The 26,047-nt window shown below is 70.1% G+C and carries 27 protein-coding genes and 1 pseudogene; 9 read left to right on the plus strand and 19 right to left on the minus strand.

What is annotated here, in order from left to right; translation table 11 throughout:
* Positions 1–120 precede the first annotated feature (120 nt).
* From PG2T_RS10170 to ffh, 8 genes are all read right to left on the minus strand, one after another.
* Positions 121–864: a thioredoxin fold domain-containing protein gene (locus PG2T_RS10170; RefSeq protein WP_068804857.1), complete on the minus strand. Its 744-nt coding sequence runs from the start codon at positions 862–864 to the stop codon at positions 121–123.
* Between the two features lie 42 nt (positions 865–906).
* A complete protein-coding gene (xerD, locus tag PG2T_RS10175; RefSeq protein WP_083214870.1) occupies positions 907–1,884 on the minus strand; it encodes a site-specific tyrosine recombinase XerD in 978 nt (325 codons plus the stop codon).
* The gene (locus PG2T_RS10180) at positions 1,859–2,317 is read right to left on the minus strand and encodes a methylated-DNA--[protein]-cysteine S-methyltransferase (protein WP_083215042.1); all 459 of its coding nucleotides are present in this window, start codon (positions 2,315–2,317) and stop codon (positions 1,859–1,861) included. The genes xerD and PG2T_RS10180 overlap by 26 nt, the downstream gene beginning before the upstream one ends.
* 53 nt (positions 2,318–2,370) lie before the next feature.
* Positions 2,371–2,733 carry a 50S ribosomal protein L19 gene (gene rplS / locus PG2T_RS10185; protein WP_068804863.1) on the minus strand — a complete coding sequence of 121 codons (363 nt, stop codon included), beginning with the start codon at positions 2,731–2,733 and terminating at the stop codon, positions 2,371–2,373.
* A 5-nt stretch (positions 2,734–2,738) separates the two neighbouring features.
* Positions 2,739–3,512 (minus strand): tRNA (guanosine(37)-N1)-methyltransferase TrmD, encoded by a 774-nt coding sequence (gene trmD / locus PG2T_RS10190; protein WP_068804866.1) that lies wholly within the window; start codon positions 3,510–3,512, stop codon positions 2,739–2,741.
* A gap of 6 nt (positions 3,513–3,518) precedes the next feature.
* Complete coding sequence (gene rimM / locus PG2T_RS10195) at positions 3,519–3,992, minus strand: ribosome maturation factor RimM (protein WP_202816305.1); 474 nt, start codon at positions 3,990–3,992, stop codon at positions 3,519–3,521.
* A 46-nt stretch (positions 3,993–4,038) separates the two neighbouring features.
* The gene (gene rpsP / locus PG2T_RS10200; protein ID WP_068804868.1) at positions 4,039–4,296 is read right to left on the minus strand and encodes a 30S ribosomal protein S16; all 258 of its coding nucleotides are present in this window, start codon (positions 4,294–4,296) and stop codon (positions 4,039–4,041) included.
* A gap of 88 nt (positions 4,297–4,384) precedes the next feature.
* The gene (ffh, locus tag PG2T_RS10205; protein WP_068804871.1) at positions 4,385–5,752 is read right to left on the minus strand and encodes a signal recognition particle protein; all 1,368 of its coding nucleotides are present in this window, start codon (positions 5,750–5,752) and stop codon (positions 4,385–4,387) included.
* Between the two features lie 82 nt (positions 5,753–5,834).
* Here ffh and PG2T_RS10210 point away from each other — a divergent pair, with 82 nt between their 5' ends.
* The 5 genes from PG2T_RS10210 to PG2T_RS10230 all read left to right on the plus strand — a co-directional run bounded on the left by PG2T_RS10210 (position 5,835) and on the right by PG2T_RS10230 (position 13,181).
* Positions 5,835–6,404, plus strand: coding sequence for a class I SAM-dependent methyltransferase (locus tag PG2T_RS10210; protein WP_068804874.1), 570 nt, complete (start codon positions 5,835–5,837; stop codon positions 6,402–6,404).
* The gene (locus PG2T_RS10215) at positions 6,401–6,865 is read left to right on the plus strand and encodes a hypothetical protein (RefSeq protein WP_068804877.1); all 465 of its coding nucleotides are present in this window, start codon (positions 6,401–6,403) and stop codon (positions 6,863–6,865) included. Before PG2T_RS10210 ends, PG2T_RS10215 begins: the two co-directional genes overlap by 4 nt.
* A 99-nt stretch (positions 6,866–6,964) precedes the next feature.
* The gene (locus PG2T_RS10220) at positions 6,965–8,785 is read left to right on the plus strand and encodes an ABC transporter ATP-binding protein (RefSeq protein ID WP_202816306.1); all 1,821 of its coding nucleotides are present in this window, start codon (positions 6,965–6,967) and stop codon (positions 8,783–8,785) included.
* Positions 8,786–8,876: 91 nt separating this feature from the next.
* Positions 8,877–11,057, plus strand: coding sequence for a PQQ-dependent dehydrogenase, methanol/ethanol family (locus PG2T_RS10225; RefSeq protein WP_068804880.1), 2,181 nt, complete (start codon positions 8,877–8,879; stop codon positions 11,055–11,057).
* Positions 11,058–11,096: 39 nt separating this feature from the next.
* On the plus strand, positions 11,097–13,181 hold the full coding sequence (locus tag PG2T_RS10230; RefSeq protein ID WP_068804883.1) for a TonB-dependent receptor: 2,085 nt from the start codon (positions 11,097–11,099) through the stop codon (positions 13,179–13,181).
* A gap of 30 nt (positions 13,182–13,211) precedes the next feature.
* Here PG2T_RS10230 and PG2T_RS10235 read toward each other — a convergent pair.
* Positions 13,212–14,068, minus strand: a pseudogene (locus PG2T_RS10235) (SDR family NAD(P)-dependent oxidoreductase).
* A 102-nt stretch (positions 14,069–14,170) separates the two neighbouring features.
* Positions 14,171–15,001, minus strand: a complete 831-nt coding sequence (locus PG2T_RS10240) for a hypothetical protein (protein ID WP_068804889.1) — start codon at positions 14,999–15,001, stop codon at positions 14,171–14,173.
* A 221-nt stretch (positions 15,002–15,222) separates the two neighbouring features.
* On the opposite strand from PG2T_RS10240, the gene PG2T_RS10245 reads away from it, so the two are divergent.
* Both PG2T_RS10245 and PG2T_RS10250 read left to right on the plus strand, forming a co-directional pair.
* The gene (locus PG2T_RS10245; protein ID WP_068804892.1) at positions 15,223–16,566 is read left to right on the plus strand and encodes a Rieske 2Fe-2S domain-containing protein; all 1,344 of its coding nucleotides are present in this window, start codon (positions 15,223–15,225) and stop codon (positions 16,564–16,566) included.
* A gap of 26 nt (positions 16,567–16,592) precedes the next feature.
* A complete protein-coding gene (locus PG2T_RS10250; protein ID WP_068804895.1) occupies positions 16,593–17,084 on the plus strand; it encodes an aromatic-ring-hydroxylating dioxygenase subunit beta in 492 nt (163 codons plus the stop codon).
* A 158-nt stretch (positions 17,085–17,242) separates the two neighbouring features.
* Here PG2T_RS10250 and PG2T_RS10255 read toward each other — a convergent pair whose 3' ends face one another.
* The 5 genes from PG2T_RS10255 to PG2T_RS10275 all read right to left on the minus strand — a co-directional run bounded on the left by PG2T_RS10255 (position 17,243) and on the right by PG2T_RS10275 (position 21,399).
* Positions 17,243–17,512 carry a CBU_0592 family membrane protein gene (locus PG2T_RS10255; protein WP_068808163.1) on the minus strand — a complete coding sequence of 90 codons (270 nt, stop codon included), beginning with the start codon at positions 17,510–17,512 and terminating at the stop codon, positions 17,243–17,245.
* A gap of 109 nt (positions 17,513–17,621) precedes the next feature.
* The gene (locus PG2T_RS10260; protein WP_068804897.1) at positions 17,622–18,458 is read right to left on the minus strand and encodes an ABC transporter permease; all 837 of its coding nucleotides are present in this window, start codon (positions 18,456–18,458) and stop codon (positions 17,622–17,624) included.
* Positions 18,455–19,372, minus strand: a complete 918-nt coding sequence (locus PG2T_RS10265) for an ABC transporter permease (RefSeq protein WP_068804900.1) — start codon at positions 19,370–19,372, stop codon at positions 18,455–18,457. Before PG2T_RS10265 ends, PG2T_RS10260 begins: the two co-directional genes overlap by 4 nt.
* Entirely contained in the window at positions 19,369–19,848 is a 480-nt protein-coding gene (locus PG2T_RS10270) for a L,D-transpeptidase (RefSeq protein ID WP_068804903.1), read from the minus strand. Before PG2T_RS10270 ends, PG2T_RS10265 begins: the two co-directional genes overlap by 4 nt.
* Positions 19,849–19,854: 6 nt before the next feature.
* Positions 19,855–21,399 carry an ABC transporter substrate-binding protein gene (locus PG2T_RS10275; protein WP_202816308.1) on the minus strand — a complete coding sequence of 515 codons (1,545 nt, stop codon included), beginning with the start codon at positions 21,397–21,399 and terminating at the stop codon, positions 19,855–19,857.
* 36 nt (positions 21,400–21,435) lie between these two features.
* On the opposite strand from PG2T_RS10275, the gene PG2T_RS10280 reads away from it, so the two are divergent.
* A complete protein-coding gene (locus PG2T_RS10280) occupies positions 21,436–21,795 on the plus strand; it encodes a (2Fe-2S) ferredoxin domain-containing protein (RefSeq protein WP_068804906.1) in 360 nt (119 codons plus the stop codon).
* Positions 21,796–21,803: 8 nt separating this feature from the next.
* On the plus strand, positions 21,804–22,466 hold the full coding sequence (locus PG2T_RS10285; protein WP_068804909.1) for an MBL fold metallo-hydrolase: 663 nt from the start codon (positions 21,804–21,806) through the stop codon (positions 22,464–22,466).
* Positions 22,467–22,519: 53 nt separating this feature from the next.
* Here PG2T_RS10285 and PG2T_RS10290 read toward each other — a convergent pair whose 3' ends face one another.
* Genes PG2T_RS10290 through xseA form a run of 4 tightly spaced genes read right to left on the minus strand, consistent with a single transcriptional unit; the run spans position 22,520 to position 25,994 of the window.
* Positions 22,520–22,867, minus strand: a complete 348-nt coding sequence (locus PG2T_RS10290) for a Rieske (2Fe-2S) protein (protein ID WP_068804912.1) — start codon at positions 22,865–22,867, stop codon at positions 22,520–22,522.
* Between the two features lie 51 nt (positions 22,868–22,918).
* The gene (locus PG2T_RS10295) at positions 22,919–23,698 is read right to left on the minus strand and encodes an SDR family NAD(P)-dependent oxidoreductase (RefSeq protein WP_068804914.1); all 780 of its coding nucleotides are present in this window, start codon (positions 23,696–23,698) and stop codon (positions 22,919–22,921) included.
* 26 nt (positions 23,699–23,724) lie between these two features.
* On the minus strand, positions 23,725–24,612 hold the full coding sequence (locus PG2T_RS10300; RefSeq protein WP_083214873.1) for a M23 family metallopeptidase: 888 nt from the start codon (positions 24,610–24,612) through the stop codon (positions 23,725–23,727).
* Positions 24,612–25,994, minus strand: a complete 1,383-nt coding sequence (xseA, locus tag PG2T_RS10305; protein ID WP_068804917.1) for an exodeoxyribonuclease VII large subunit — start codon at positions 25,992–25,994, stop codon at positions 24,612–24,614. Before xseA ends, PG2T_RS10300 begins: the two co-directional genes overlap by 1 nt.
* Positions 25,995–26,047: the final 53 nt, after the last annotated feature.

Consider the following 26,047-nt stretch of genomic DNA (forward strand, 5'->3'; position numbering starts at 1 on the left):
CGATGGTAACCAGCGCGCCGCGGATCGGCGCGCGATCAAGGCCAAGCCGCTTTCGATCGGGGAGGCTACGTCAGCGGTGAGTGTCGACACGCGCACACCACCGACGCGGCGCCGGTCGACTCAGCCGGCCGGTTGCTCCAGCACGCGTTTGAGTTCGTCCGGCGGCACGTAGCCGGGCAGCAGGCGGCCGTCGTCGAGCAGGATCGCCGGCGTGCCGGACACGCCGATCTTCTCGCCGGCGTGGAACTGCTCGGCGACCGGGTTTTCGCATACCTTGTCGGGGACCGTCTTGCCGGCCTTGGCATCGGTGAGCGCGGCCTTGCGGTCGGCGGCGCACCAGACGTTCTCGGCCTTCTTGAACGACTCCGAGCCCTCGCCGGCGCGCGGGAAGGCCACGTAACGCACGCTGATCCCGGCCGCGTTGTATTGACCCACATGGCGGTGCAGCTCGCGGCAATAGCCGCAGTCGATGTCGGTGAACACGGTAATGCGGTGCTGCGGCTTGGCGGCGGCGAACACGATGGCGTCGGCGTCTCGCAGCTCCTTGAGAAAGGCGACCCGCTGCGGCATCAGTTGCTCGCGCTCGACTTTCTGCAGCGCTGCGGCGGACAGGTTGCGCCGGCTGGCCAGCTCCACCAGCGGCCCGCCCAGCATGTGCTTGCCGTCGGCGCTGAAGTAATAGACGGTGCTGCCGAAGATCACCTCGTACAGGCCGGGGATGGCGGAGGGCTGCACGGAGGTCGGCGGCGCATCGGGCGATACCTTGGCCAGCACGGCGGCGAGTGCCGGCGGAGTGTCGGCGCGGGCGTCAGTGACGGTCAGCAGCGTCAATCCGGCGAGCGCGCAAGCGAGAAGGCGTTTCATGGGTGGGTCCGATCGGGCGGGAGTGGGGCGGATTGTATGGGCTCAGCCGCGCGGGTGATGCTGGGCGTGCAGGGCCTTCAGGCGCTCGCGCGCCACGTGGGTGTAGATCTGAGTGGTTGAAAGATCGGCGTGGCCGAGCAGCATCTGCACCGCGCGCAGGTCGGCGCCATGATTGAGCAAGTGGGTTGCAAAGGCGTGACGCAGCGTGTGTGGCGAGGGCAGACGCTCGAAGCCGGCCAGGCGCGCGTAGTGGCGCAGCCGGTGCCAGAAGCCCTGGCGGGTCATGCCGCCACCGCGGCGGGTGACGAACAGGGCATCGCTGACCTGCCCGCCCAGCAGCGCACCGCGCGCCTTCGACAGATAAGTCTCGATGCGCTCCAGGGCGGTCTCGCCGACCGGCACCAGCCGCTCGCGAGCGCCCTTGCCCAGCACCACCAGCACGCCGCGGTTCAGGTCCACCTGCGCGATGCGCAGACCGACCAGTTCGCTCACGCGCAGGCCGCTGGCGTAGAGCAGCTCCAGCATGGCGGCGTCGCGCAGCGCCTCGGGCGTGTCGCCCGCCGGCGCGCTCAGCAGGCGCTCGACATCCGCTTCGGTGAGCGTTTTGGGCAGCGGCCGGCCCAGGCGCGGGGATTCGATGCGCGCGGTGGGGTCTTCCTGCGTCAGGCCCTCGCGGACCAGATAGCGGAAAAAGCCGCGCAGCGCCGACAGGCGGCGGCCGAGCGAGCGCGGCGCGAGTCCGGCCTGTGCGGGCGCGGCGAGATAAGTCAGCAGGTCGGCGCGGCTGGCGCTGGCCAGCGGCGCGCCGCGCAAGAACATGTGCGCCGCAAAGCTGAGCAGGTCGGTGCGGTAGGCGGCGAGCGTCAGGCGGCTGGCACCGCGCTCCAGCCATAGGCTGTCGAGGAACTGTTCAAGCAGGGGTTCGACCGGCGGTTTGGCCGGGGCGGCGGCCGGCGCGCCGGCCCTGGACAAGGGCGCCGCGGCGCGCTGATCCTCAGGCGCGAAAGTGGCTGCGTTCATGCGCCAGCAGCTGCTGCTTGCGACGCGGCCAGTCGCCATCGGATGCGCCCATGAAGCCGCCGTCGCCGGTGCTCGCCACCACCCGGTGGCAGGGCACTACCAGCAACAGCGGATTGGCACGGCAGGCGCCACCGATGGCGCGGGCGGCGGTATCGAGGTCAGCCGCGAGCTCGCCGTAGCGGCGGGTGCGGCCGGCCGGGATGGCCCGCAGCGCCGCCCAGACGCGGTGCTGAAAGGGCGTGCCTTCGGGTGCCAGGGGCAGATCGGAGAAATCCGCCGTGGCGCCGGCGAAGTAGGCTTCCAGCCGCAGCATGGTTTCCAGCAGCAGCGGATCGGCAGGCTTGAGCGCCGGCGAGCCATCGGCCAGCACGGCCACCTCGCACAGGCCGTTCAGATTGCAGCGCAGGCTGAGCATGCCAAGCGGGCTTGGCATGCTGGCGCGGGACTCGGCAGGCTGGGCGGCCGGCCGCATCGGGATGCTGCGGGTCAGCCGGCCTGGGTGCGCGTGGCGAGCTTCTCGCGAATGCGCGCCGCCTTGCCCTGCAGGCCGCGCAGGTAGTACAGCTTGGCGCTGCGCACCAGACCACGGCGCTTGACCTCGATGCTCTGAATCTGCGGGCTGTGAATCTGGAACACGCGCTCCACGCCCTCGCCGTGCGACATCTTGCGCACCGTGAAGGACGAGTGCAGGCCGCGGTTGCGACGGGCGATGACCACGCCCTCGTAGGCCTGCAGGCGCTCGCGGGTGCCTTCAACCACCTTCACCTGCACCAGCACGGTGTCGCCGGCACGAAAATCCGGCACGGTGCGCGTCATCTGCTCGGCGTTCAGCTGGTCGATGATGTTCATGGGTCTTACTCCTGATTGTCCAAGGCCGGGCAGTGGCCGTCAGCGTCGGCCATTGTCCGGTATTCATCCAGCAGCCGCTGCTGCTCGTGCGTCAACTTCAATTCGGCCAGCAAATCCGGCCGCCGTCGCCAGGTGCGCGCCAGTGCTTGCTGCAAACGCCAGCGCGCTACCCGGGCGTGATCACCGCCCAGCAGCACTGGCGGCACCGCGCGCCCTTCCAGCACCTGCGGGCGCGTGTAGTGCGGATGGTCCAGCAGGCCGTGCATGAACGAGTCCTGCTGCGCCGATTCCGCATCGCCCAGCGCGCCCGGCAGCAGCCGCACCACGGCATCGATCATCATCATGGCCGGCAGCTCGCCGCCGCTCAGGACATAGTCGCCGCACGACCATTCCTCATCCACCGCCAGCTCTAGAGCCCGCTCGTCGACGCCCTCGTAGCGCCCGCACAGCAGCAGCAAGCGCTGCCGGCCGGCCAGCTCGCAGGCCGCCGCCTGATCGAAGCGCCGGCCCTGCGGGCTCAGGTACGCCACGCGCACCGGCTCCGCAGCCGCTGCGCGGGCGGCGGCAATCGCCGCCAGCACCGGTTCGGCCTTGAGCACCATGCCGGGACCGCCGCCAAACGGCGCATCGTCGACCGTGCGGTGGCGGTCGGCCGCAAAATCGCGCAGCTGCCAGCTGTGCAGGCTGGCGATACCGCTGCCGATGGCGCGCCCGACCACGCCGTGCTGCGCCACCGCGTCGACCAGCTCCGGAAACAGGGTCACGACGTCGATGCGCACCGGCGCTCAGTACTCCGCGTCCCAGTCCACCTCGATGCGGCCGGCTTCGAGATCGACCTTCTTCACTATCTGCGGCTGCGCGAACGGGATCAGCCGCTCGCGTTCGCCGCGCACCACCAGCACGTCATCGACGCCGGTTTCGATCAGGTGATCGACCCGCCCCAGCGGCGTGCCGTCCACCGTGACCACCGCCAGGCCGATCAGGTCGTGCCAGTACCAGCTGCCCGGCGGCGGCGGTTCGAGCTCGGCCCGCAGCACGCTCAGTTCAAGGCCGGTCAATCTGGCGGCCGCGTCGCGATCCTCCGCGCCCGCGAAGCGCACCAGCACGCGCTCGCCCTGCAGCCGGCTGTCGGCGATCTCGAGCATCAGCCGTTGCCCGCGACGCTGCGCCTCAAGCCGGGGATGGCGCAGCAGGCCCTCGGGCGGATCGGTAAAGGACCACAGCTGCGACCAGCCGCGCACGCCGTGCGGGGCGCCCACACGCCCCACCACGACCGAACGCGCGGCGTCGGTCGCGGGGTCGTTGTCAGGCGGCAGCGTCGGCCTTACGGCACTGCTTGACCAGCGCCGCGACCCGGTCGCTGGTCTTGGCGCCAACGCCCAGCCAGTAGTCAACGCGCGCCAGATCGAGCTTGCTCGGCTGCTCGCCGCTCTTGGCGATGGGGTTGAAAAAGCCGATCTGCTCGATGAAGCGACCGTCGCGCGGGTTGCGGCTGTCGGTCACGACCACGCGGTAGAACGGCCGTTTCTTGGCCCCACCACGGGCAAGGCGAATGGTCACCATGGAAACTTTCCTTGAAGGCTGTGGAGCGCCGGACCCTGATCGGCCGGCTGCGGCGGACCGCGAATTCTATTGACGCGCGGCCATAAACTCAACCGCGGCCGGGAAAGCCGCCGCGGTTGGCGCCCATGCCGCGCATCATTTTCTTCATGCCGCCGGGCCGGCCGAGCTTTTTCATCATCTTCTGGCTCTGCTCGAACTGCTTCAGCAGCCGGTTCACGTCCTGGATCTGCACGCCGGAACCCGCGGCGATGCGCCGCTTGCGCGAGCCGTTGATCAGGTCCGGGAAGCGCCGTTCCTTGGCGGTCATGGAGTTGATGATGGCCTCGACGCGCCCGAGCTGCCTGCCGTCGGCCAGTTGCTCGCGGGCCTGGGCATTGATGCCGCTCATGCCGGGCAGCTTGTCGAGCAGGCTGCCCAGACCGCCCATGCCCTGCACCATCTTGAGCTGATCGCGAAAGTCGTTGAAGTCGAAGCCCTTGCCGCGACGCAGCTTGTCTTCCAGGCGCGCCGCCTGCGCCTGGTCGACGTTGCGCTGCACGTCCTCGACCAGGCTGAGCACGTCGCCCATCCCCAAGATGCGCGAGGCGACGCGCTCGGGGTGGAAGGCTTCCAAGGCGCCGGTTTTCTCGCCCACGCCCAAGAACTTGATCGGTGCGCCGGTGACTTCGCGGATCGACAGCGCGGCGCCGCCGCGCGCATCGCCGTCGGTCTTGGTCAGGATGACGCCGGTCAGCGGCAGCGCCTCATGGAAGGCCTTGGCCGTGTTGACCGCGTCCTGGCCGGTCATGGAATCGACCACGAACAGCGTCTCGAGCGGCTTGACGGCGGCATGGATGGCGCGGATCTCGGCCATCATGTCGGCGTCGATATGCAGCCGGCCGGCGGTGTCGACGATCACCACGTCGAGAGCCCGGCGGCGCGCCTCGGCGACCGCCTCGGCGGCGATGTCGACCGGCTTCTGGCTGATGTCGCTGGGCTGGAACTGCGCGCCGACCTGCCCGGCCAGCACGCGCAGCTGTTCGATGGCCGCCGGGCGGTAGACGTCGGCGCTGACCAGCAGCACGGATTTTTTGGTCTGCTCGCGGATCAGTCGCGCCAGCTTGGCGCTGGTGGTGGTCTTGCCCGAGCCCTGCAGGCCGGCCAGCAGGATCACCACCGGCGGCGCGCCGGCCAGGTTCAGGGCCGCATTCTCGCTGCCCATCAGGCTGATCAGGCGGTCGTGAACCAGCTTGACCAGCAACTGGCCGGGGTTGAGGCTCTTGCCGATTTCGCGCCCGATGGCGTCCTGGCGCACTTGCTCGATGAAACCGCGCACCACCGGCAGCGCCACGTCGGCTTCCAGCAGCGCCATGCGCACCTCGCGCAGCGCGTCGGCGATGTTCTCGTCGTTCAGGAAGGCCTGGCCGCGCAGGCGGCGCACGGTGGCTTCGAGGCGTTCGGTGAGGCTGTTGAACATGGGGCTTGCCGGGTCCGCATCGGGCGTCGCCGGGCGCGGCGTTTACCATGCGCGCCGCCGTACGACAGATGCCCGCATTCTAATGCAGCCGCCCGAAGCATCCCCGGCGCCGCCAAGCGGCCCGGGCAAACACAGCAGTCACGAATTCGTCGACCGCGTACCGGTGCTGGCCGCCCTGGCTGACGCCCGCTGTGTGCTGGACCTGGGCTGCGGTCGCGGCGACTGGAGCCTGGCGCTGGCGCGCGCCGGCACGCCGGTGCTGGCCGTGGACCGCTGGCGCGCGGGCTTGAATTGGCTGCAGCAGCAGGCGCAGGGGTTGCCATTGCAGGCGCTGGAAGCCGACCTTGGCGCGCCCTTGCCGCTGGCCGATGGCGCCGCGGGCGGCGCGCTGCTGTCACTGGTGCTGCACCACCTGGCCGCGATCGGCAAGGCAGCGGATTTGCTCGCGCAGATCACCCGCGTGCTGGCGCCCGGCGGCGTGCTGGCGATCATCGAATTCCTGCCGGTGCCGCCGCCGCCCGGCCCGGCGCTGGCGGTACGGCTGAGCCCGGCGCAGGTGCTCGAGCTGGCGACCGGGGCCGGCCTGCGGGGCGTGCCGCCGCAACCGATCGCCGCCCACGTCGCCCTTTACCTGCTGAGCAAGCCGGCATGAGCACGGACGTACTGCGCCTGGTGGACATCGACCCGGCAGCCCTGCGCGAGCTGCTCGGGGCCCACGGCCTGGCGATCGAATGGCGGGCGCCGCAGGCCGACATCCCCGGCAGCTACTGGGGCGAAAGCGAGGCCGGCCTGGTCGGCGACACGCTATACGTGCGGCCGGACACGCCGCTGCATTCGGCCCTGCACGAGGCCTGCCACTGGCTGTGCATGGACGCCGGCCGGCGCCGCGGCCTGCACACCAACGCCGGTGGCGACGACATCGAGGAATGCGCGGTGTGCTATCTGCAGATCCTGCTCGCCGATCACCTGCCGGGCGTCGACCGCGCCCGCCTGATGCAGGACATGGACGCCTGGGGCTACAGCTTTCGGCTGGGTTCGGCCGCGGCATGGTTCGAGACCGATGCCGAGGATGCCCGGGCGTGGCTGCAGGACAGAGGGTTGCTACGCCAGTGAGCAGCGCCACTTGTAAGGACAATCTCACGCCCGCACGATCGGCCATACCATCCCGGCCATGACCGGAAACCGACCGACTGCTGCCAAGGCCCGCCCCGCGTGAGCAGCGCCACCGCCCCGGCGCCGGGCCTGACGGTTTCGGTCCGCCAGCTGGGCAGCTATTTCCGCCGCGCCTTCCGGCTTGCCATCACCACCAATCCCCGCCTGGCGCTGCTGCTGGCCGGCTGCACGCTGGCGGCGGGCGTGCTGCCGGCCGGCATGGCCTGGGTGGGCAAGCTGATCGTCGACGCGGTGGTGGCGGCCGCGGCCGGCAACGCCAATGCGCGGGCGGTGCTGCTGCTGATCGGCGTGGAAGCAGCCCTGGTGGCGTTGATCGCCGCCGCCCAGCGCGGCATCGCGCTGTGCGAGTCGCTGCTGCGGGCGCAGCTGGGCTACCGCGTGAACGACATGATCCTGGCCAAGGCGCTGACGCTGGAGCTGGCGCAGTTCGAGGATTCCGAGTTCTACGACAAGCTCACCCGGGCGCGGCGCGACGCCTCCACCCGGCCGCTGAACCTGGTGCGCCAGAGCTTCGGCCTGCTGCAGAACCTGATCTCGCTGCTCAGCTACGCGGCGCTGCTGTCGCAGCTGTCGGTGCTGGCGGTGGGCGTGTTCCTGCTGGCCGGGCTGCCGGCCTTCCTGGCCGAGGCCAGGTTCTCCGGCGAGGCGTTTGCGCTGTTTCGCTGGCGCTCGCCGGACACGCGCATGCAGATTTACCTGGAAACCGTGCTGGCGCGCGAGGACCACGCCAAGGAGGTCAAGGTCTATGGCCTCGGGCGGCCGATCCTGGGCCGCTACGGCGACATCTTTCGAAAGCTCTACCGGCGCGACCGCAGCCTGGCCCTGCGGCGCGAGGGCTGGGGCTTCGCGCTCGGCCTGCTGGGCACGGCAGCTCTTTATGGCGGTTACGGCTGGGTGGCGCTGCAGGCGGTGGCCCAGCGCATCAGCCTGGGCGAGATGACCATGTATCTGCTGCTGCTGCGCCAGGGGCAGGCGGCGGTGACGGCCAGTCTGTCGGCGCTCGGCGGCCTGTACGAGGACAACCTGTACCTGACCAATCTGTACGAGTTTCTGGAACAACCGGTGCCGGACCGCGTCGGCCACGTCACGGCCGGCGCGGCGCCGGGCGACGGCATCCGCTTCGAGCGCGTGTCCTTCCGTTACCCCGGCGCCACCGGCGACGCCGTCAGCGGCATCGATCTGCATCTGGCGCCCGGCCGCAGTCTGGCGCTGGTGGGCGACAACGGCGCCGGCAAGACCACGCTGATCAAGCTGCTGACGCGCCTGTACCGGCCGACCGGCGGTCGCATCCTGCTGGACGGCACGCCGCTGGACGCCTGGGACGAGTCGGCCCTGCGCCAGCGCATCGCGGTGGTGTTCCAGGACTTCAACCGCTACCAGTTCACGGTCGGCGAGAACATCGGCGCCGGCGACGTGGCGCACCTGCACGACCAGGCCCGCTGGCGGCAGGCGGCCACCGACGGCCTGGCGGCGCCGTTCGTGGAAACCCTGCCCGGCCGCTACGGCGCGCAGCTTGGCAGCTGGTTCAAGGGCGGCCGCGAACTGTCCGGCGGGCAGTGGCAAAAGCTCGCCCTGTCGCGGGCCTTCATGCGTCGCGAGGCGGACATCCTGGTGCTGGACGAGCCGACGGCGGCGATGGACGCCCAGGCCGAGGCGGACGTGTTCGAGCATTTCCGGCGCCTGGCGGCCCGGCGCATGGCGATCCTGATCTCGCACCGCTTCTCCACCGTGCGCATGGCGGACGAGATCCTGGTGATGCGCGATGGGGTGATCACCGAGCGCGGCAGCCACGCCGAGTTGCTGCACGCGGGCGGCCACTACGCCCGGCTGTTCACGCTGCAGGCGGCCGGCTATCGGTGACCGGCGCGGCCGGTGGGCGGCGCGGGCTTTTGCCATAATGCCGCGCGCCGGCCTGAACGGTCGTTCGAAACGGATTTCGGAGGGGAAACAGATGGGTTTCAGAAGCTCACGTTGGCTGGCGGCAATTGCCGCCGCATTCCTGTGCAGCGGCGTCGCGCAGGCCGCCCCCGGCGCCATCGACGGCGCGCGCATCATCGGCGCGGACAGCGAGCCCGGTAACTGGCTGGCACACGGCCGCACCTACGGCGAGCAGCGTTTCAGCCCGCTGGATGCCATCAATGCCGACAACGTGGGCCAGCTCGGCCTGGCCTGGTTTGCGGATCTGGGCACGCGGCGCGGGCTCGAGGCGACGCCCATCGTGGTCGACGGCGTCATCTACACCACCGGCGACTGGAGCCGCGTGTACGCCATCGACGCCGCCACCGGCAAGCAGATCTGGTCCTACGACCCCAAGGTGCCGCGCGAATGGGGCGTGAACGCCTGCTGCGATGTGGTGAACCGCGGCGTGGCGGTGTGGAAGGGCCGCGTCTACGTGGGCACCCTCGACGGCCGGCTGATTGCGCTGGACGCCGCCAGCGGCGCGCTGGTGTGGGAGACGCTCACCATCGACCCCGGCAAGCCGTACTCGATCACCGGCGCGCCGCGCATCGTCAAGGACAAGGTCGTCATCGGCAACGGCGGCGCCGAGTACGGCGTGCGCGGCTACGTGTCCGCCTACGACGCGGCCACCGGCAAGATGGTGTGGCGCTTCTGGACCGTGCCGGGCGACCCGGCCAGGGGCTTCGAGACGCCCGACGTCGAGATGGCCGCCAAAACCTGGAATCCGGCCGGCGAGTGGTGGAACAAGGGCGGCGGCGGCGGCACCGTGTGGGATTCGATGGCCTACGACCCGCAGCTCAACCTGCTCTACGTGGGTGTCGGCAACGGCGCGCCGTGGAACCGTTGGGAGCGCAGCAAGGGCGAGGGCGACAACCTGTTCCTGTCGTCCATCGTGGCGCTCGATCCGGACACCGGCCGGCATGTGTGGCACTACCAGACCACGCCCAGCGAAACCTGGGACTACACCGCCACGCAGCACATGATCCTGGCCGACATCGAAATCGGCGGGCAGCCGCGCAAGGTCATCATGCAGGCGCCCAAGAACGGCTTTTTCTACGTGCTGGACCGGGCCACCGGGCAGTTCATCTCGGCCGAAAACTACGTCCAGGTGACCTGGGCGACGCACATCGACCCCACCACCGGCCGGCCGGTGGAAACCGACCCGGTGCAATACCGGGACGAGAAGAAACTCACCTTCCCAGCGCCCTTCGGCGGCCACAACTGGCAGCCGATGTCCTACAGCCCACGCACCGGGCTGGTGTACATCCCGGCCATGGATCTGCCGTTCACGTTTGCCCAGGAAAAGGACTTCAAATACGGCCGCCATCCCTGGAACATGGCGGTCGACATGGCCGCCGCCATGCCGTCCGCCGACCAGGACCCGGCGCTGACGCGCAAGGTGCTGCGCGCCATCGCCAAGGGCCACATCGCCGCCTGGGATCCGGTGGCGCAGAAGGAAGTCTGGCGCGTGCAGCACGACGGCCCGTGGAACGGCGGCATGCTCAGCACCGCCGGCAACCTGCTGCTGCAGGGCAACGCCAGGGGCGAGCTGGTGGCCTACCGCGCCGATACCGGTGAGCGCCTGTGGAGCGCCCCGACGCAGTCCGGCATCGTGGCGCCGCCGGTCAGCTATGCCGTGAATGGCGAGCAGTACATCGCCGTCATGGTCGGCTGGGGCGGGGCGCTCGGCCTGGCCGGCGGCATTGCGCCACGGGAAGGCGACAAGGTCGGCGGGCGCCTGCTCGCTTTCAAGCTAGGCGGCCAGGCCAGCCTGCCACCGGCCCCACTGCCGCCGGCCCTGCCGCAACCACCGCCGCAGACGGCATCCGCCGACACCGTCGCCAAGGGCCACGCGCTCTATCACGCCTACTGTTCGGTGTGTCATGGCCTGAACGCCGAATCGCCGACGCTGGCCGACCTGCGCTATATGCAGCCGGCCACGCACGAGCTGTTCGACAAGATCGTGCTCGATGGCCTGTACCAGGGCCTGGGCATGGTCGGCTGGTCGAAGTACCTGAGCGCCGACGACGCGCACGCCATCCACGCCTACGTGGTCGAGCGTGCGCACCAGACGCAACGCGAGCAGGCCGGCGGCTGGTGGCTGTCCGTCAAGGACTGGGCCTACGGCGTGCTGGCCAAGCTGGTGGCCTGGTTCATTCAGCTGACCGCCTGAGAGCTTGTGACATTCAAGCTCGCGGGAACTCGCAGCGGCGTGCGTTTTCGCCCCGGCGGCGCGTCTGTCGCCGCGCTGCTGCTGGCGGGTATGGCCGTCGTTCCCGGTGCCAGCCGGGCGGACGATGGGGCTGCCCCACCGCTGGTGGTGACCATCGAGGCGCCGCGCGACATCGCCGCCTGGACCGCCGCCGGCAGCGGCAGCCGCATCGACGCCGCCGACATCGCCCGCACGCGCCCGGCGCACGCCAGCGAGCTGTTCGCCCGCGTGCCGGGCGTGTGGATCAGCCGCGGCGACGGCCAGGAGAGCCTGATCGCCATCCGCTCGCCGGTGCTCACCGGCCCCGGCGCCTGCGGCGCGTTCCAGATTCTGGAAGACGGCATCCCCATCCGCCCGGCCGGCTTCTGCAACGTCAACGAACTGTTCGAGGTCGATTTCGCCCAGGCCGCCGCCGTCGAGGTGGCGCGCGGTCCGGCCAGCAGCCAGTACGGCGCCAACGCGCTGCATGGCGCCATCAACGTGGTCTCGCACCGGCCCGGGCCGCAGCCGTGGACGCTCGGCCTGGAAGCCGGGCCGGACGACAGCTTCACCGGCCGCCTGTCGAGCGGATCGGCGCGCTGGCGGCTCGACGTCCAGGGCGCCGACACCAACGGCTTTCGCGACGCCACGCCGACCGGCGAGCAGAAGCTCGGCCTCGGCCACGCGACCACGCTTGGGCGCTGGCAGGTGAGCAGCCGCCTTGCCGCCAGCAACCTCAACCAGGAGACGGCCGGCTTCATTTTTGGCAAGGACGCCTATCGCAAGGCCGGTCTGCGGCGCGACAACCTGAATCCGGAGGCCTACCGCGACGCCTCATCGGCGCGCCTGCACAGCGCCTGGCGCACCGTGCTCGGCGAAAACACCGCGCTGTCGATCACGCCCTACGCGCGCTGGTCGCAGATGGATTTTCTGCAGCACTTCCTGCCCGGCCAGCCCACCGAGACCAACGGCCAACGCAGCGCCGGTGTGCTGGTGGACCTGCGAAAGCCGCTGCCGGGCGGTATCGACTGGCAGGCCGGACTGGCCGGCGAGTACGCGCGCGGGTTTCTGAGCGAGGTCCAGGCCCGGCCGCTTAGCACCGGTTCGGCCTTCCAGCAGGCCACCCGACCGGCCGGCCTGCATTACGACTTTGAGGTCGCCTCGCGCATGGCCGCGCTGTGGCAGTCGCTGGACCTGCCGCTGGACGCCGCCGGCGACTGGCATCTGCTGGCGAGCCTGCGCGGCGAGTACCTGAGCTATGACTACGACAACCGGGCACTGGACGGCAACACGCGCGACGACGGCACGCCCTGCGGCTTTGGCGGCTGCCTGTACAACCGGCCGGCGGACCGCAGCGACCACTTCGCCAATCTGGCCGGTCGACTCGGCCTGCGCTACGGCGACCCCTACAGCGGCCAGTGGCATGGCGCCTGGTCGAACGGCTTTCGCCCGCCGCAGGTCACCGAGCTGTACCGCCTGCAGCGTGGCCAGACCACGGCGGACCTGGACTCCGAGCGCCTGCAGGGCGTCGAACTCGGCTACCAGCGCGCCTGGGCCGATGTCCGCATCAGCCTGACCGCATTTGGCATGCGCAAGACGCATTTCATCTTCACCGACGCCGATGGCTTGAACGTCAGCGATGGCCGCACCAAGCACTTTGGCCTGGAAACCGAGGCCACCTGGCGGCCCGCGCCGCGCCACGAGCTGCATCTTTCAGCCAGCCTGGCGCGCCATCGTTATGCCTTCGACCGCGCCGCCAGCGGCGGTGAGATCATCAAAAGCGGCAACGAGATCGATACCGCCCCGCCGTTCATGGGCAGTCTGCGCTGGCTCTATCAGCCGCGCCGGGACTTCAGCCTGGAACTGGAAGGCGTCCGCATGGGGCCGTATTACCTGGATGCGGCCAACACCGCCCGCTATGCCGGTCACACGCTGGCGAACCTGCGCGCCGACTGGGTCACGAGCGCCAAGACAACCCTGTTCGCCCGCATCACCAACCTGACCGACAGCGACTACGCCGAGCGCGCCGATCTGGCCTTCGGCAGTTATCGCTATTTCCCGGGCCTGCCGCGGCGATTGTTCGTGGGCATCGAGTGGCGGCCATAGTCGCGCAACGCAATGCCGAGCGCGCGCCGTTCAGCCGCCCCGCGGCAGGGTGGCGAAGCGGTTCATCTTGGCGGCCACGGCCTCGGCCAGCGCCGGATCGGGCTGACCCACGCCGCCGCCGGCCGTCCAGCCGCCGTCCACCGGCAGGTTGATGCCGGTCACGAAGCTGGCCTCGTCCGAGCACAGGTACAGCGCCGCCAGGGCGATATCCATCGGCTGGCCGACCCGGCGGATGAGTGCACTTTTCTCGACCGCTTCGACGAAACCGTCGCCCAGCAGCGGCCGCGTGGCCGGCGTGTCGATCAGCCCCGGCGACACGGTGTTGACACGAATGTTCAGCGGCGACAGCTCCACCGCCAGGTGCTCGGTCATGCGGATCACCGCGGCCTTGGACACGTTATGCACGAAATTGCCCGGCGCGTTGCCCGGCATGGCCGTCGACAGCATGCCGGCGACCGAGCCGGTGTTCAGGATCACCCCGCCGCCGCGGCGCTTGAACACCGGCAGCGCGTGCTTGACGGCCAGAAAGATCAGCGTCACCTCGTTGGCCAGGTTCCAGTCCCAGTCCTCGCGGCTGAGCGATTCCACCGTGCCGCCGCGCACGCCGGACGCATTGTTGTAGAGGATGTCGAAGTCGCCGAATTCGGCCACGGCAAACTCCATCCACGCCTTGACCTGCCCTCGTCGGACAGGTTCAGCGGCTGCATGGACACCATCTGTCCGCCGGCACGACGCACCCTTTCCACGGTTTCCTGCGCCAGCTCGGCTTTCAGGTCGCAGCCGACCACCCGTGCTCCCTCGGCCGCAAACAGTTGTGCTGCGGCGCGGCCCTGGCCGTCCGCGGTACCGGTGATCAGGGCCACCTTGCCCGCCAGTCTGCCCGTCATGGCACCCCCTCCGTTGCTGGTTCTCACCACAAAAAAAGGCCCCGCCGGAACGCCCGACGGGGCCTTGCAATCAAACCATCACGCAGCGCGCGGGGCGCGTGATTACGCCGCCTGCGAGTAGACGCGAATCGGCTCGATGGCGTCGTTCATCAGTTCCTGACGGATGGCTTCGATCTCGTCGTCGCTCATCGGGTACAGGAACTGCTCGTTGCGCTGCAGCACTTCCAGATAGCGCATGTGCCGCAGCTCGCGGAACATGTCCTTCAGGTCCACCCCGAAGTCCGGTGAGTATTCCGCACAGATTTCCGTCAGCTCCTGCGGGCCGTGGCGCAGCTCGTCGATGGCGATGCCCTTTTGCACCTTGGCCGCCTCGCGGAAGAAATCGTCCACCGGCGGCAGCTGGCTCATCGCCCAGTGCCAGCCGCCCGCGGCGCCCTCGCCGGTGGCGCTGAACACGCGCGCCACCCACGGGTGCTTGCCCTTGGCGTAGGCGCCCATGTTGGCGATGTAGTTGAAGTTGGCCGGCCAGCGGTCCCGTTGCGCCAGCATCGGGCCGTCGGCCTCGATGCCGTTGGGGCCCAGATTGGCCAGCACGTAGCTGTAGATATGGTCGACCGGGATCGGCGCGTCCTTGCCGATGGTGCGGTTCAGCAGGTTGTAGTAGCCCTGGTAGTGGGCGACCTCTTCCTTGATGGTCTGGAATTTCTCGTCCATGTCGCGACCGTCCAGGCCGGCGCGGATGGCGGCCTTGCCAAGGTCGGCATGCAGCAGGATGGCGCCAAATTCCTTGCCCATCTGGATGCACAGCCAGTTCATGTCGCGCTCGGGCGTTCGGCGGGCGGCATAGGCGTCGACCACTTTCTTCACGGCGGCGGTGCCCTGCTCCAGGATGCGGATGATTTCCTGCTCGATCTGCTGTTTGGTGTAGCTCATGGTCGTTTCCCCTTGACTCGTGGACGAGGTTGCCGGCCGCCCGGCGCGTTGAGTGGGCCATGCTGCCCTTGGCCGGGCACCACGTCAACGGGCGTTCGGTTGGAGCCGGCGCCTTGCATGTTGACGGCCGTCAAGGCGCGCCGGTCCCCGCTGTCCAGAATGCCGGTCAACGAGCCTGCAAGGCTCCGGGCAAACAGCTTTCGCACGCGAGGAGATCGCCAATGGACGCACGCAGCAGCGCCGGCACCGTGAATCTGGCTGGGTATCTGGACGACCGGGTCGAGGCCGGCGTGGTGCGGGTGGACCGCTCCATCTTCACCGACCCGGAAATCTTCGAGCTCGAAATGGAGCGCATCTGGGAAGGCAACTGGATTTATCTGGCCCACGAGAGCCAGATCCCGAACCCGAACGACTTCATGACCCTGTTCATGGGTCGCCAGCCGGTGATCCTGGTGCGCAGCCCGGAAGGCGAGGTCAACGCCTTCATCAATGCCTGCGGACACCGCGGCACCACGCTGGTGCGCGAAGTGCGCGGCAACCGGGCCGACTACAGCTGCCCCTTCCACGGCTGGGTGTTCGACACCCGCGGCGATGCCAAGGTGGTGTTCAAGGAAGACGGCGCCGGCTACCCGGACTGTTTCGACAAGAAGAACTACGGCCTGACGAAAGTGCCGCAGGTCAAGAGCTACCGCGGCTTCATCTTCGGCAGCCTGAACGCCGACGTGCTGCCACTGGAACAGCACCTGGGACCGGCCACGGCCTGCATCGACCTGCTGGCCGACCAGAGCCCGCAAGGCCTCGAGATCCTGAAGGGCTCGTCCACCTACACCTTCAGGGGCAACTGGAAGATCCAGGCCGAGAACGGCGTCGACGGCTACCACCTGTACGCCACGCACGGCAATTACGTGATGACCACCGAGCACCGGCGCAAGCTGCGTGGCGACGCCGACCCGGTCAAGGCCATGCAGGTCGGCGGCATCGACAAGAAAAAGGGCGGCTTCTTCGACCTGGGCCACGGCCACGTCATGCTGTGGGGCGATTTCCCGAACCCCACCGACCGGCCCAACTTCAGCCAGCTGGCAGCGTACACCGAAAAATTCGGCGCCCAGAAGGCGCACTGGATGGTGGCGCGCCTGCGCAACCTGCTGCTGTATCCGAACGTGTTCGTGATGGATCAGACCTCGACGCAGATTCGCGTGTTCCGGCCCATTTCGGTCGACGAGACCGAGGTCACCATCTACGGCATCGCGCCGCGGGGCGAGTCGGCCAAGGACCGCAGCCACCGCATCCGCCAGTGGGAGGACTTCTTCAACGCCTCGGGCATGGCCACGCCGGACGACATCATGGAATTCACGCAAAGCCAGATCGCCTACAAGGCCAAGGCGGCGCGTTGGAACGACGTCTCGCGCGGCCTCAAGCACGTGCACTTCAACGAACCGAACGAGGAAGCCGCCTCGCTGGGCATCCAGGTGCAGTCCTTCGGCACCAGGCTGGAGGACGAGGGAATCATGGCCGCCCAGCACCGCTGGTGGCTGGAAACCCTGACCCACGGCCCGCAAGGCTGACCGCCGCCACACGCCAGGACACGATCATGAAGCAAGACATCACGCAGGCCTGCGCCGACCTGCTCTACACCGAGGCGCGGCGCCTCGACCAGCGCGACTGGGACGGCTGGCTGGACCTGTACCTGCCCGAAGCGAGCTTCTGGATCCCGATGTGGGACACCGAATACGAGTTGACCACCGACCCGCAAAGCCAGCTGTCGCTGATGTGGTACGGCGACCGCACGGGGCTGGAAGACCGCGTGTTTCGCATCCGCACCGGCATGTCATCGGCCTCGGTGCCGCTGCCGCGCACGGTGCACCAGATCAGCAACATCCTGACCGAGCCGCAAGGCGACGGCGACATCATGGTCTATTCCAACTGCCAGACCATGAGCTACCGGCACAAGACCATCGACAACTTCTACTGCCACTACGAGCACCGGCTGCGGCCGGTGGCCGGCACGCTCAAGATCATCGCCAAGAAGATCATCGTCGCCAACGACCTGATCCGCGACGTGATGGATTTCTACCGGGTCTGATCGCGCAGGGACGCGCTGCCAAAGTCGGGCTGCAAGCTGCTGCTTTTGTGAGCCCTTGGAACACCGTGGGAGCCCGGCTATGCCGGGCGATCATCGCGCAGCGAAGCTGCGCTCCCACAAGGTTTTCGGTGGCGGGCGCCCGCAAATCCAGGATGGATTTATTCGGCGCTTCCCTGGCGGCCGGCGCGGCGACGCCAACCCCGCCACAGGCCAACTGCGCTGATGGCGAGCCAGAAAATCTCGATGATGACCGACGACAGGTTGAAGTTGACCGTCAGCGACACCAGCAGCAGCACGGCGCCGACGGCGTTGCAGGCCGAATACGCCACGCCCTGGCTGTCGATGCGGCCAAGCTGCAGGCCAAGGTAGCTGGCGAGCACCAGCAGCACGCCAAGATTGCCGACCGCGTCGGCCCAGCCGTAAGTCATGTCGTTCCCTTCGGAAGTGCTGAAAAATGCCATCCCTGGCATTTTCCGCTCGCCTCGGCGCGGTACACGCCCGCGCCGGGCTCCATGAAGCAAGCACTTCGTGCTTGCTTCATGTCGGGGCATCCTGCCCCGGACGGAAAGCGCTGAATAAATCAGCGCTTTCCTTGGGATCAAGCCGTCGGCGCAGGTTCTCGCCCAGCACGCTGATGGCGTAGATGACCGCCACCAGGGCGGCGCCCGGCAGCAGCAGGTAATGCGGCGCCACCAGCAGGTAGCGGGCGCCCTCGCGGATGAGGCCGCCCCAGGACGCCTGCGGCGGCTGCACGCCGAGTCCCAGAAACGACAGCCCGGCCTCGGCGGTGATGGCCCCCGCGCTGGCCAGCACCGCCTCGACCAGCAGCGGCGCCGCCAGCAGCGGCAGCAGGTGCCGGCCAAGGATGCGCATGTGCCCGCAGCCGAGCGCCACCGCCGCCGCCACGTGATCGGCGCGCCGCAGCGCCAGCACCTGGGCGCGGGTCAGGCGCGCAAAGCCAACCCAGCCGACGCTGACCAGTGCGATCACCACGTTGTCGATGCCCGGCCCCAGCAATCCGGCCAGCAGCAGGGCCAGCAGCAGCCCCGGAAAGGCCAGCACCAGATCCGTCACCCAGCGCAGGCAGCGGTCCGGCCAGCCGCCGAGATACCCGCCGGCCAGCCCGGCCGCGATGCCCAGCAGCGCCTGGCCTGCCACCACCTGCACCATCACCGCCAGCGACACCTGCGATCCGGCCAGCAGGCGATCGAGCAGCGGCCGGCCGAGCTCGTCGCAGCCCAGCCAGGCACCCGGCAGCAGCGTCGGGGCCTGCAGCACCCGGTCCAGCCGCGGCGTGTCCGGATCCAGACCCAGCCATGGCGCCAGCAGCGACAGCGCCAGCCAGGCGCCCAGCACTGCAACGGCCCCTCTCACGGCCGGCGCACGCGCGGGTCGATCCAGCCGTAGGCCAGCTCCGTCAGGCCGTTGACCAGCACGTACACGCCGGCGATCAGCAGCACGCAGCCCTGCACCAGCGGGTAGTCACGGGCGCCGATCGCCTCCACCGTCAGCGCACCCAGGCCCGGCCAGGCGAACACCGTCTCGGTGATCACCGCCCCGCCCAGCAGTGCCCCGACCTGCAAACCGAACACCGTGGCCACCGGCAGCAGCGCATTGCGCACGCCGTGCCGCCACAGTACCTGGCCCGGCGGCAGGCCCTTGGCGCGAGCGGTGCGCACGTGCTCGGCGGCCAGCGTCTCGGTCAGATTGGCCGCCAGCTGGCGCGCCAGCGTGGCCGCCAGGCCGAGCGCCAGCGTCAGTGCCGGCAACGCGAGCGATGCCAGGCCCTCCCGCCCGGCCACCGGCAGCCAGCCCAGCCGCACCGCAAACAGCAGGATCAGCAGCGGCCCGAACCAGAAGCCCGGCAGCGCCAGGCCCAGCAGCGTCAGCGTGCCGGCCAGGCGCCCCGCCAGCCGGCCGGCGCGCAGCGCCATGACGATCCCCAGCGGCAGCGCCAGCACCACGGCCAGCGCCAGCGCGGCACCGGCCAGCTCCAGCGTGGCCGGCAGACGGCCGCCGATCAGGGTCGTCACCGGCTCGTGATAGCGCAGCGACTGCCCAAGATCCAGCCGCGCCAGCCCGCGCAGGTAATCGCCAAGCTGCACCGGCAGCGGCCGGTCGAGTCCGAGCTGGGCCACCAGCGCCGCGCGGTCGGCGCCGCTGGCGCGCTCGCCGAGCATCACTTCCACCGGATCGCCCGGCAGCACGCGCACCAGCAGAAACACCGTCACCAGCACCGCCAGCACCGTGCCGGCGGTGGCGGCCAGCTGGCGCAGCAGGCGGCTCACTCCACCAGGTCCACCGGCGTGCCGGCCGGCGTCAGCTCGAACAACCGCAACAGGTCGGCGTTGCCCATGCGCACGCAGCCCTTGGAGCCAGGCACGCCCAGCGGCGTGGTGTCCGGCGTGCCGTGGATGTAGATGTAGCGCCGCAGGGTGTCGACCTCGCCCAGCCGGTTGCGACCGACTTCGCAGCCGGACAACCACAGGATGCGCGTCAGGATCCAGTCCCGGCCCGGGTGCTGCGCCGCCAGCTGCGGGCTGTAGACCTCGCCGGTCCAGCGCCGGCCGACGAACACCGCCCCCAGCGGCGCGCCGGCGCCGATTCTGGCGCGCACCACATGGCGTCCGCGCGGCGTCTGGAAGCTGCCGAAGCGCTCGCCCAGGCCGGCGGCGGCGGTCGACACCGGCGCCGCCAGCAGCAGCTCGCCGTCCTGGCGCAGCTCCAGCCACTGGCGGGCAAGGTCAATGCGGATGTCGGGCATTTGTGCCTACAGGGGGCCTACAGGGGGCGGGTCGGTGAATTCGAGGGCATCCCAGGCGCCGTCCGGGCGCAGCGCGTAGCCGCGCAGGCCGGCGCGGGCGACCGCGACATTATCCTCGTACCACAGCGGCACGTAGGGCAGCTGGGCGTGGATGGCCAGCTGCGCCTGCCGGTACAGATCGACCTGCGCGGCGCCCTGTGCCTGCGCCGCCGCATCCAGCAGCGCGTCCACCGGCGGACTCATGAAGCGGCCGCGATTGGCGCCGGCCGGCGGCAGCGAGGCGCTGTGAAAAAGCTGGCGCAGCACCTCCGGCTGGGTGATGCCGACCCAGGCCAGCGAGTAGAGCTGAAAGCGCCCGGCCCGGATGTCGCCGAAAAAACTGCCCCACTCGTTGCTTTGCACGCGCACGCGGATGCCGACCGCGGCCAGTTGCGCCTGGATGGCGGTAGCGATGCGCAGGCGCAGCGGATCGGTCGAGGTCTTGTACACGAGGCGCGGCTGCGTGTGTCCGGCCTGCGCCAGCAGCCGGCGCGCCAGGGCCGGATCGTGTGCGTACTGCGGCAGCACGGCGGCGGCGTAGTGCCCCGGCGGCAGCACGCTGCCGGCCAGCCGCGCCGCGCCGCCCAGCAGATGGCGGACGATCGCCTCGCGGTCGATGGCATGCGCCACCGCCTGGCGCACGCGCAGGTCGCCGGTCACCGGATCGGCCAGGTTGAAACCCAGATAGTGGTAACTGCTGCCCGGCGCGCGGCTGAGCTGCATGCCCGGCCGCCCGGCCAGATACGTCAGCAGCTCCGGCGGCAGGTCGTTCTGCAGCAGGTCCAGTTCGCCACGCAGGAGCTTGAGAACCCGCACGGTCGGGTCCGGCACCACCCGGAATTCCACTGCCAGGCCATCGCGCCGGCGCTGCAGCCGTATCCGGTCCGCACTGAGCTCCCGCAGCGCGAACGGCCCGCTGCCGTCGTAGTGACAGGGCGGCACGGTCCGCACGCCAGGCGCGGCGCATCGAGCCGGCGCAATGCCCAGCGTCAGGCGCGCCGGGAACAGCGGATCGGGCCGGCTCAGGGTGAAATCGATTTGGCCGGGCGCGACTTCATCCACCGCCTCCAGCGCGCCCAGCTCCGATCGTAGCGGCGAGGCGCCACCCGCATTCGACCCCACCCCGAGCACCGCCCGGTAGGTCGCCACCACATCCGCGGCCGTCAAGGGCGCGCCGTCCGTGAAGTCCGGGCGCGGCTCGCGCAGCGTGAAGCGCCAGCGCAGGGCGTCCAGTTGCTGCCAGTCGGCCGCCGCCGGCCGCGGTCGGTAGTCGGCATCCAGCTCGACCAGGCGCGAGTAGACCAGCCGCGCCAGGCGCGCAGAGGCCGCATCCGCCGCGCGCCGCGGGTCGATGTCCAGCACCGGCTGAGCCAGACCGACGCGCAGGGGTGGCTGCTCGGGCGCCACCCGCGGCCCGCAGCCGGCCAGCAACAGGCACAGCAGCGCTATCGGCCCGCGTTGACGCACGCGCCGGCCGGCCGCCATCATGCCGAACGGCCCGCGTCCGGCCACGCCCGGCGTCCCGCACCAACTCCGTCGAGGAATTCCATGAGCACCATCCGCGAGACCGCGCAATCCCTGGGCGTGGACCGAATCCGCCGCCACATCTTCCTGTGCGCCGACGCCAGCGAGCCGAAGTGCTGCCCGCGCGAGGTCGGCATCGAGTCCTGGAATTTCCTCAAAAAACGCCTGAACGAGCTCAAGCTCACCGGTGACGGCGGCGTCTACCGCACCAAGGCCGGTTGTCTGCGCATCTGCGAGCAGGGGCCGGTGGCCGTGGTCTACCCGGATGGCACCTGGTACCACTCCTGCACCCCGCCGGTGCTGGAGCGGATTATCCAGGAGCACCTGATCGGCGGCCGCGTGGTGCAGGACAACCTCATCATCGAACACAAGCTGGACGACTGACCCCGCCGATGCCCGACACGCTCCGGTTCGAGATCATCCCGGTCACGCCGCTGCAGCAGAACTGCACGCTGCTGATATGCCCGGCGAGCAACACCGCCGCGCTGGTCGATCCGGGCGGCGACGTGGAGGACATCGTCGCGGCGATCGAACGCCACGGCGCGCGGCTGGAAAAAATCTTCCTTACCCACGGCCACCTGGACCACGTCGGCGGCACCGTGGCGCTGCGTGACCGCTACGGCGTGCCGGTCGAGGGCCCGCACCCGGACGATGCGTTCTGGATCGACGGCCTGCCCATGCAGGCGCAGATGTTCGGCTTTCCGCCGTTGCCGGCCTTCACGCCCGACCGCTGGCTCGAGGGCGGCGACACGGTGTGCTTCGGGCAGGTCGAACTGGCCGTACGCCACTGCCCGGGCCACACGCCGGGGCACGTGGTGTTCTTCGATGCACAGGCGCGCCTGGCGCTTGTGGGCGACGTGCTGTTCGCCGGCTCCATCGGCCGCACCGACCTTCCCCGCGGCAACCACGCCGACCTGCTGCGCACCATCCGCGAGCAGCTGTGGCCGCTGGGCAACGACGTGCGCTTCATCCCCGGCCACGGCCCCATGTCCACCTTCGGCGCCGAGCGGCGCAGCAACCCGTTCGTGGCCGATTCGGTGCTGGCGCGCGGCTGACGGCGCTACCAGAAAGCCCGCCCCGCGCCCGTGACGCGGGGCGGGCTGTAAGCTCAAACGTCCACCAGCACCGCGTCGCCTTCCACCTTGGTGGCGTAGGTCTTGATCGGCTTCTTGGGCCGGAAGATGTTCATCAGCTGCACGCCGGGCGGGAAGCAGGCCCACTTCACGGCCTCGCCGGTCTTGATGTCGAACTCGGCCCGGTGCAGTGGGCACTGCACGCGCTGGCCGTCGAGAATCTTGCCGCGGGCCAGCGGCCCGAACACATGCGAACAGCTCGCCGCGGTGGCCCGAAAGCCGTCGGCGAGGTTATAGACGACGACCGCTTCGCCGTTGACCTTGAAACGGGCCATGCCGCCGGCCGGCACGTCGTTCACTGAACAGGCGCGTGTGTAAGCCATTGCAGTCTCCCTGGCTGAAGGCGGACAGCGCCGCCGCTGTGGTGAAAACGGTCAGCCCGCAAGCAGGCCGCCGTCCACACTGTAAACCGAGCCGGTCACGTAGCGCGCGCTGTCGGAGGCCAGGAACAGCGCCACGTCGGCGATTTCGTCCGGCTGGGCGAAGCGGCCCATCGGCACGCGCGCGGTCAGGCTGTCGTGCAGATGCCGGTTGTCCTGCAGGCCCTGCGTCATGTCGGTGGCCACCCAGCCGGGGGCCACGGCGTTGATGCGGATGCCATCGGTCGCCCAGTCGACCGCCAGGCTGCGCGTCAGGCCCAGCACGCCGGCCTTGCTGGCGCTGTAGGCAGCCACGCGCGGCGTGCCGATCAGGGACGCGACCGAGGCGATGAACACGATCGCCCCCGGCCGGCCCTGCGTGAGGCACCGGGCACCGAAGGCGCGCGCCGCCAGGAACGGCCCACGCAGGTTCACCGTCATGATCTGATCGAAGGCCGCGTCGGTGATGTGCTCCGGCCGCGCGTAGACGGGGCTCACGCCAGCGTTGTAGATCAGCGCGTCCAGGTCGCCCGTGGCCTGCAGCACGGCATCCAGGCGCGCTGTGGCATCGGCGGCAGCGATGTCCAGGCCATGGCCTGTCACCTGCGCGCCGGCTGTGGCCGCCAGTGCCGCCGCGGTCCCGGCGGCGGCCTGGGCGCTGCGCGCGGTCAGATGCACCATAGCGCCCAGCTGCGCCGCCCGCGTGGCGATGGCAAGGCCAATGCCGCGACTGGCGCCGACGATCAGCAGCCGCTTGCCGGTGATGTCGCCGATGCCCGGCGCGGTGCCGCTCATGTGTTGTGCCTCAGGCCGTGTGCCGATCAACGCGCGGCTTGGGTTTCGGTGACCAGAAACAGCCGCGGATCGACGCGCGCGTCGTTCAGGCTCAGCGCCCAGTGCAGATGCGGCCCGGTGGCCCGGCCGGTGCTGCCGACCTTGCCGATGGCGTCGCCAGTCACCAGCTGCTGTCCCTCGCGCACCGCCACCGAACTCAAGTGGCAGTACAGCGTGACCAGGCCCTGGCCGTGGTCCACGAACACCGTGTTGCCGGTAAAGAAATAATCGCCCACGCGCAGCACCCGCCCGGGCGCCGGGGCGGTGACGGGCGCGCCGGCCGGGGCGGCGATGTCGATGCCCGAATGCGGACTGCGCGGCTGGCCATTGATGACCCGGCGCAGGCCGAAATTGCTGCTCAGCGGCCCCTGCGCCGGCATGGCAAAGCGCAGCTGCGGGGCTGGCGTGGAGCGATGGCGAAACGCTGCCAGGATTTCCACCTGCTCGCGCTCGATGCGCTTGAGGCTGGCGGCCGACGGGGTGACTTTGTCCTGGTCGGTGATGGTCAGGCGCTGCACGGGGTACTCGCGCGCAGCCACGGTAAAGCCGATGTTGCGCGTGCGCCCGTCCGCGAACCGCAGGCGCAGTGCCGCCGGCCCCGGCGTCTGCCCGAGCGGGATGCCGACCAGCGCCCGCCAGCCATCATCGACCGGCACGGTCAGCACCGGCTTGCCGGCGAAGCTCGCCTGGGCGGCGGCATCGAAACCCGCCGGCAGCGTCAGCACGGCCACGCCGCCGGGCACCGGGTCCGGTCGCGGCAGGGCCGTGGCCAGCCACGGCGTCGCCAGCAGCACCAGCGCGACCAGCAGCTTGCTGCCGGGCAGGCGTCTGCCCGCGCGCTGCCCCCGCCCGACCTCGATCTGTGCCGTGTGCATCAGTCCCCGTCCGTGTTTGCATCGATGGCTTCGACGCGCGCATCCGCCGCGCCGCTTCCCAGCCGCAAGCGTACCCGCTCGCCCACCGCAAGCTGCGCCGCCGACCGCACCACGGGCAGGTCCGGCGGGCGCGAGACGATGGCGTAGCCGCGCGCCAGCGTGGCGAGCGGGCTTAGCGCATGCAGGCGGGCGGCGGCGCCGGCCAACGCCTCGCCGCGGGCGCGCAGCAGCTGCGCTTGCGCCCGCGTGAGCCGGCCGGCTGCGGCATCCAGTCGACCGGCACCGGCCAAGATTCGGCCTGCGGGTGAGGCGCCACGCAGGCGCAGCAGTGCGCGCTCCTGGCGTTCGCGTCGCCGCGTCAGGCAGGCGAGGGTCGCCAGGCCCAGGCGCCGCTGCAAGCGGGCCAGATCGTCCCCCAGCCGGCGCAGGCGCTCGCCCGGATGCACCAGCCGCCGCGTCAGGTAATCCACGCGCTGCTGCTGGCGTTCCAGTTGGTGTTGCAGCGCGCGCAGCAGCCGCCGCTGGCGCTGGGCGAGCGCGGCCAGCCACTCGCCGCGTTCCGGCACCACCAGCTCGGCGGCCGCGGTCGGCGTCGGCGCGCGCTGGTCGGCCACCAGATCGGCCAGGCTGAAGTCCACCTCGTGGCCGACACCAACCACCGTCGGCAGCGTGCAGCGCGCCAGCGCCCGCACCACCGCCTCGTCGTTGAAGGCGGCCAGATCCTCCAGCGAGCCGCCGCCGCGCACCAGCAGCAGCACATCGCCGAGCGCATTTTCGGATGCCGTGTCGATGGCCTTGACGATGGCCGCCGCGGCGCCGTCGCCCTGCACCGGCACCGGCAGCACCAGCACCTCGATGGTCGGCCAGCGCCGGGCGAGCGTGGTCAGCACGTCGTGCACCGCCGCGCCGCGCGGCGAGGTGACCAGCGCCAGCCGCTGCGGCAGGGTCGGCAGCGGGCGCTTGCGGTCCAGGTCGAACAGCCCCTCGGCGGCCAGGCGCGCCTTGCGTTCCTCGAGCGCCCGGCGCAGCGCGCCGTCGCCGGCCGGCTCCAGGTGCTCCACCAGCAGCTGGAACTCGCCGCGATCCTCGTAGAACGACACCCGCGCCCGCAGCAGCACCTGATCGCCGGTGCGCGGCCGGTCACGCAGCAGGCTGGCGCGCGAGCGAAACATCACGCAGCGCACCTGAGCGCGGCTGTCCTTGAGGGTGAAGTACAGATGCCCGGACGCGGCGGCGGTGAAATTGCCGATTTCCCCCTCCAGCCACAGCAGCGGGAAACCGGCCTCCAGCAGCGCGCGCACCTCCAGCGTGAGGCGGGACGGCGTGTAGACGTCCCGCTCGGGTGGGCCGGCGCGACTGACGGCGGGTTCGATGGCGGGCATGAGCGGCAGACCGGAACAGGGCCGGCGATTATAGGGTTCCGGTCGCAGGCTGC

This window comes from Immundisolibacter cernigliae (assembly GCF_001697225.1).
Lineage (GTDB): Bacteria > Pseudomonadota > Gammaproteobacteria > Immundisolibacterales > Immundisolibacteraceae > Immundisolibacter > Immundisolibacter cernigliae.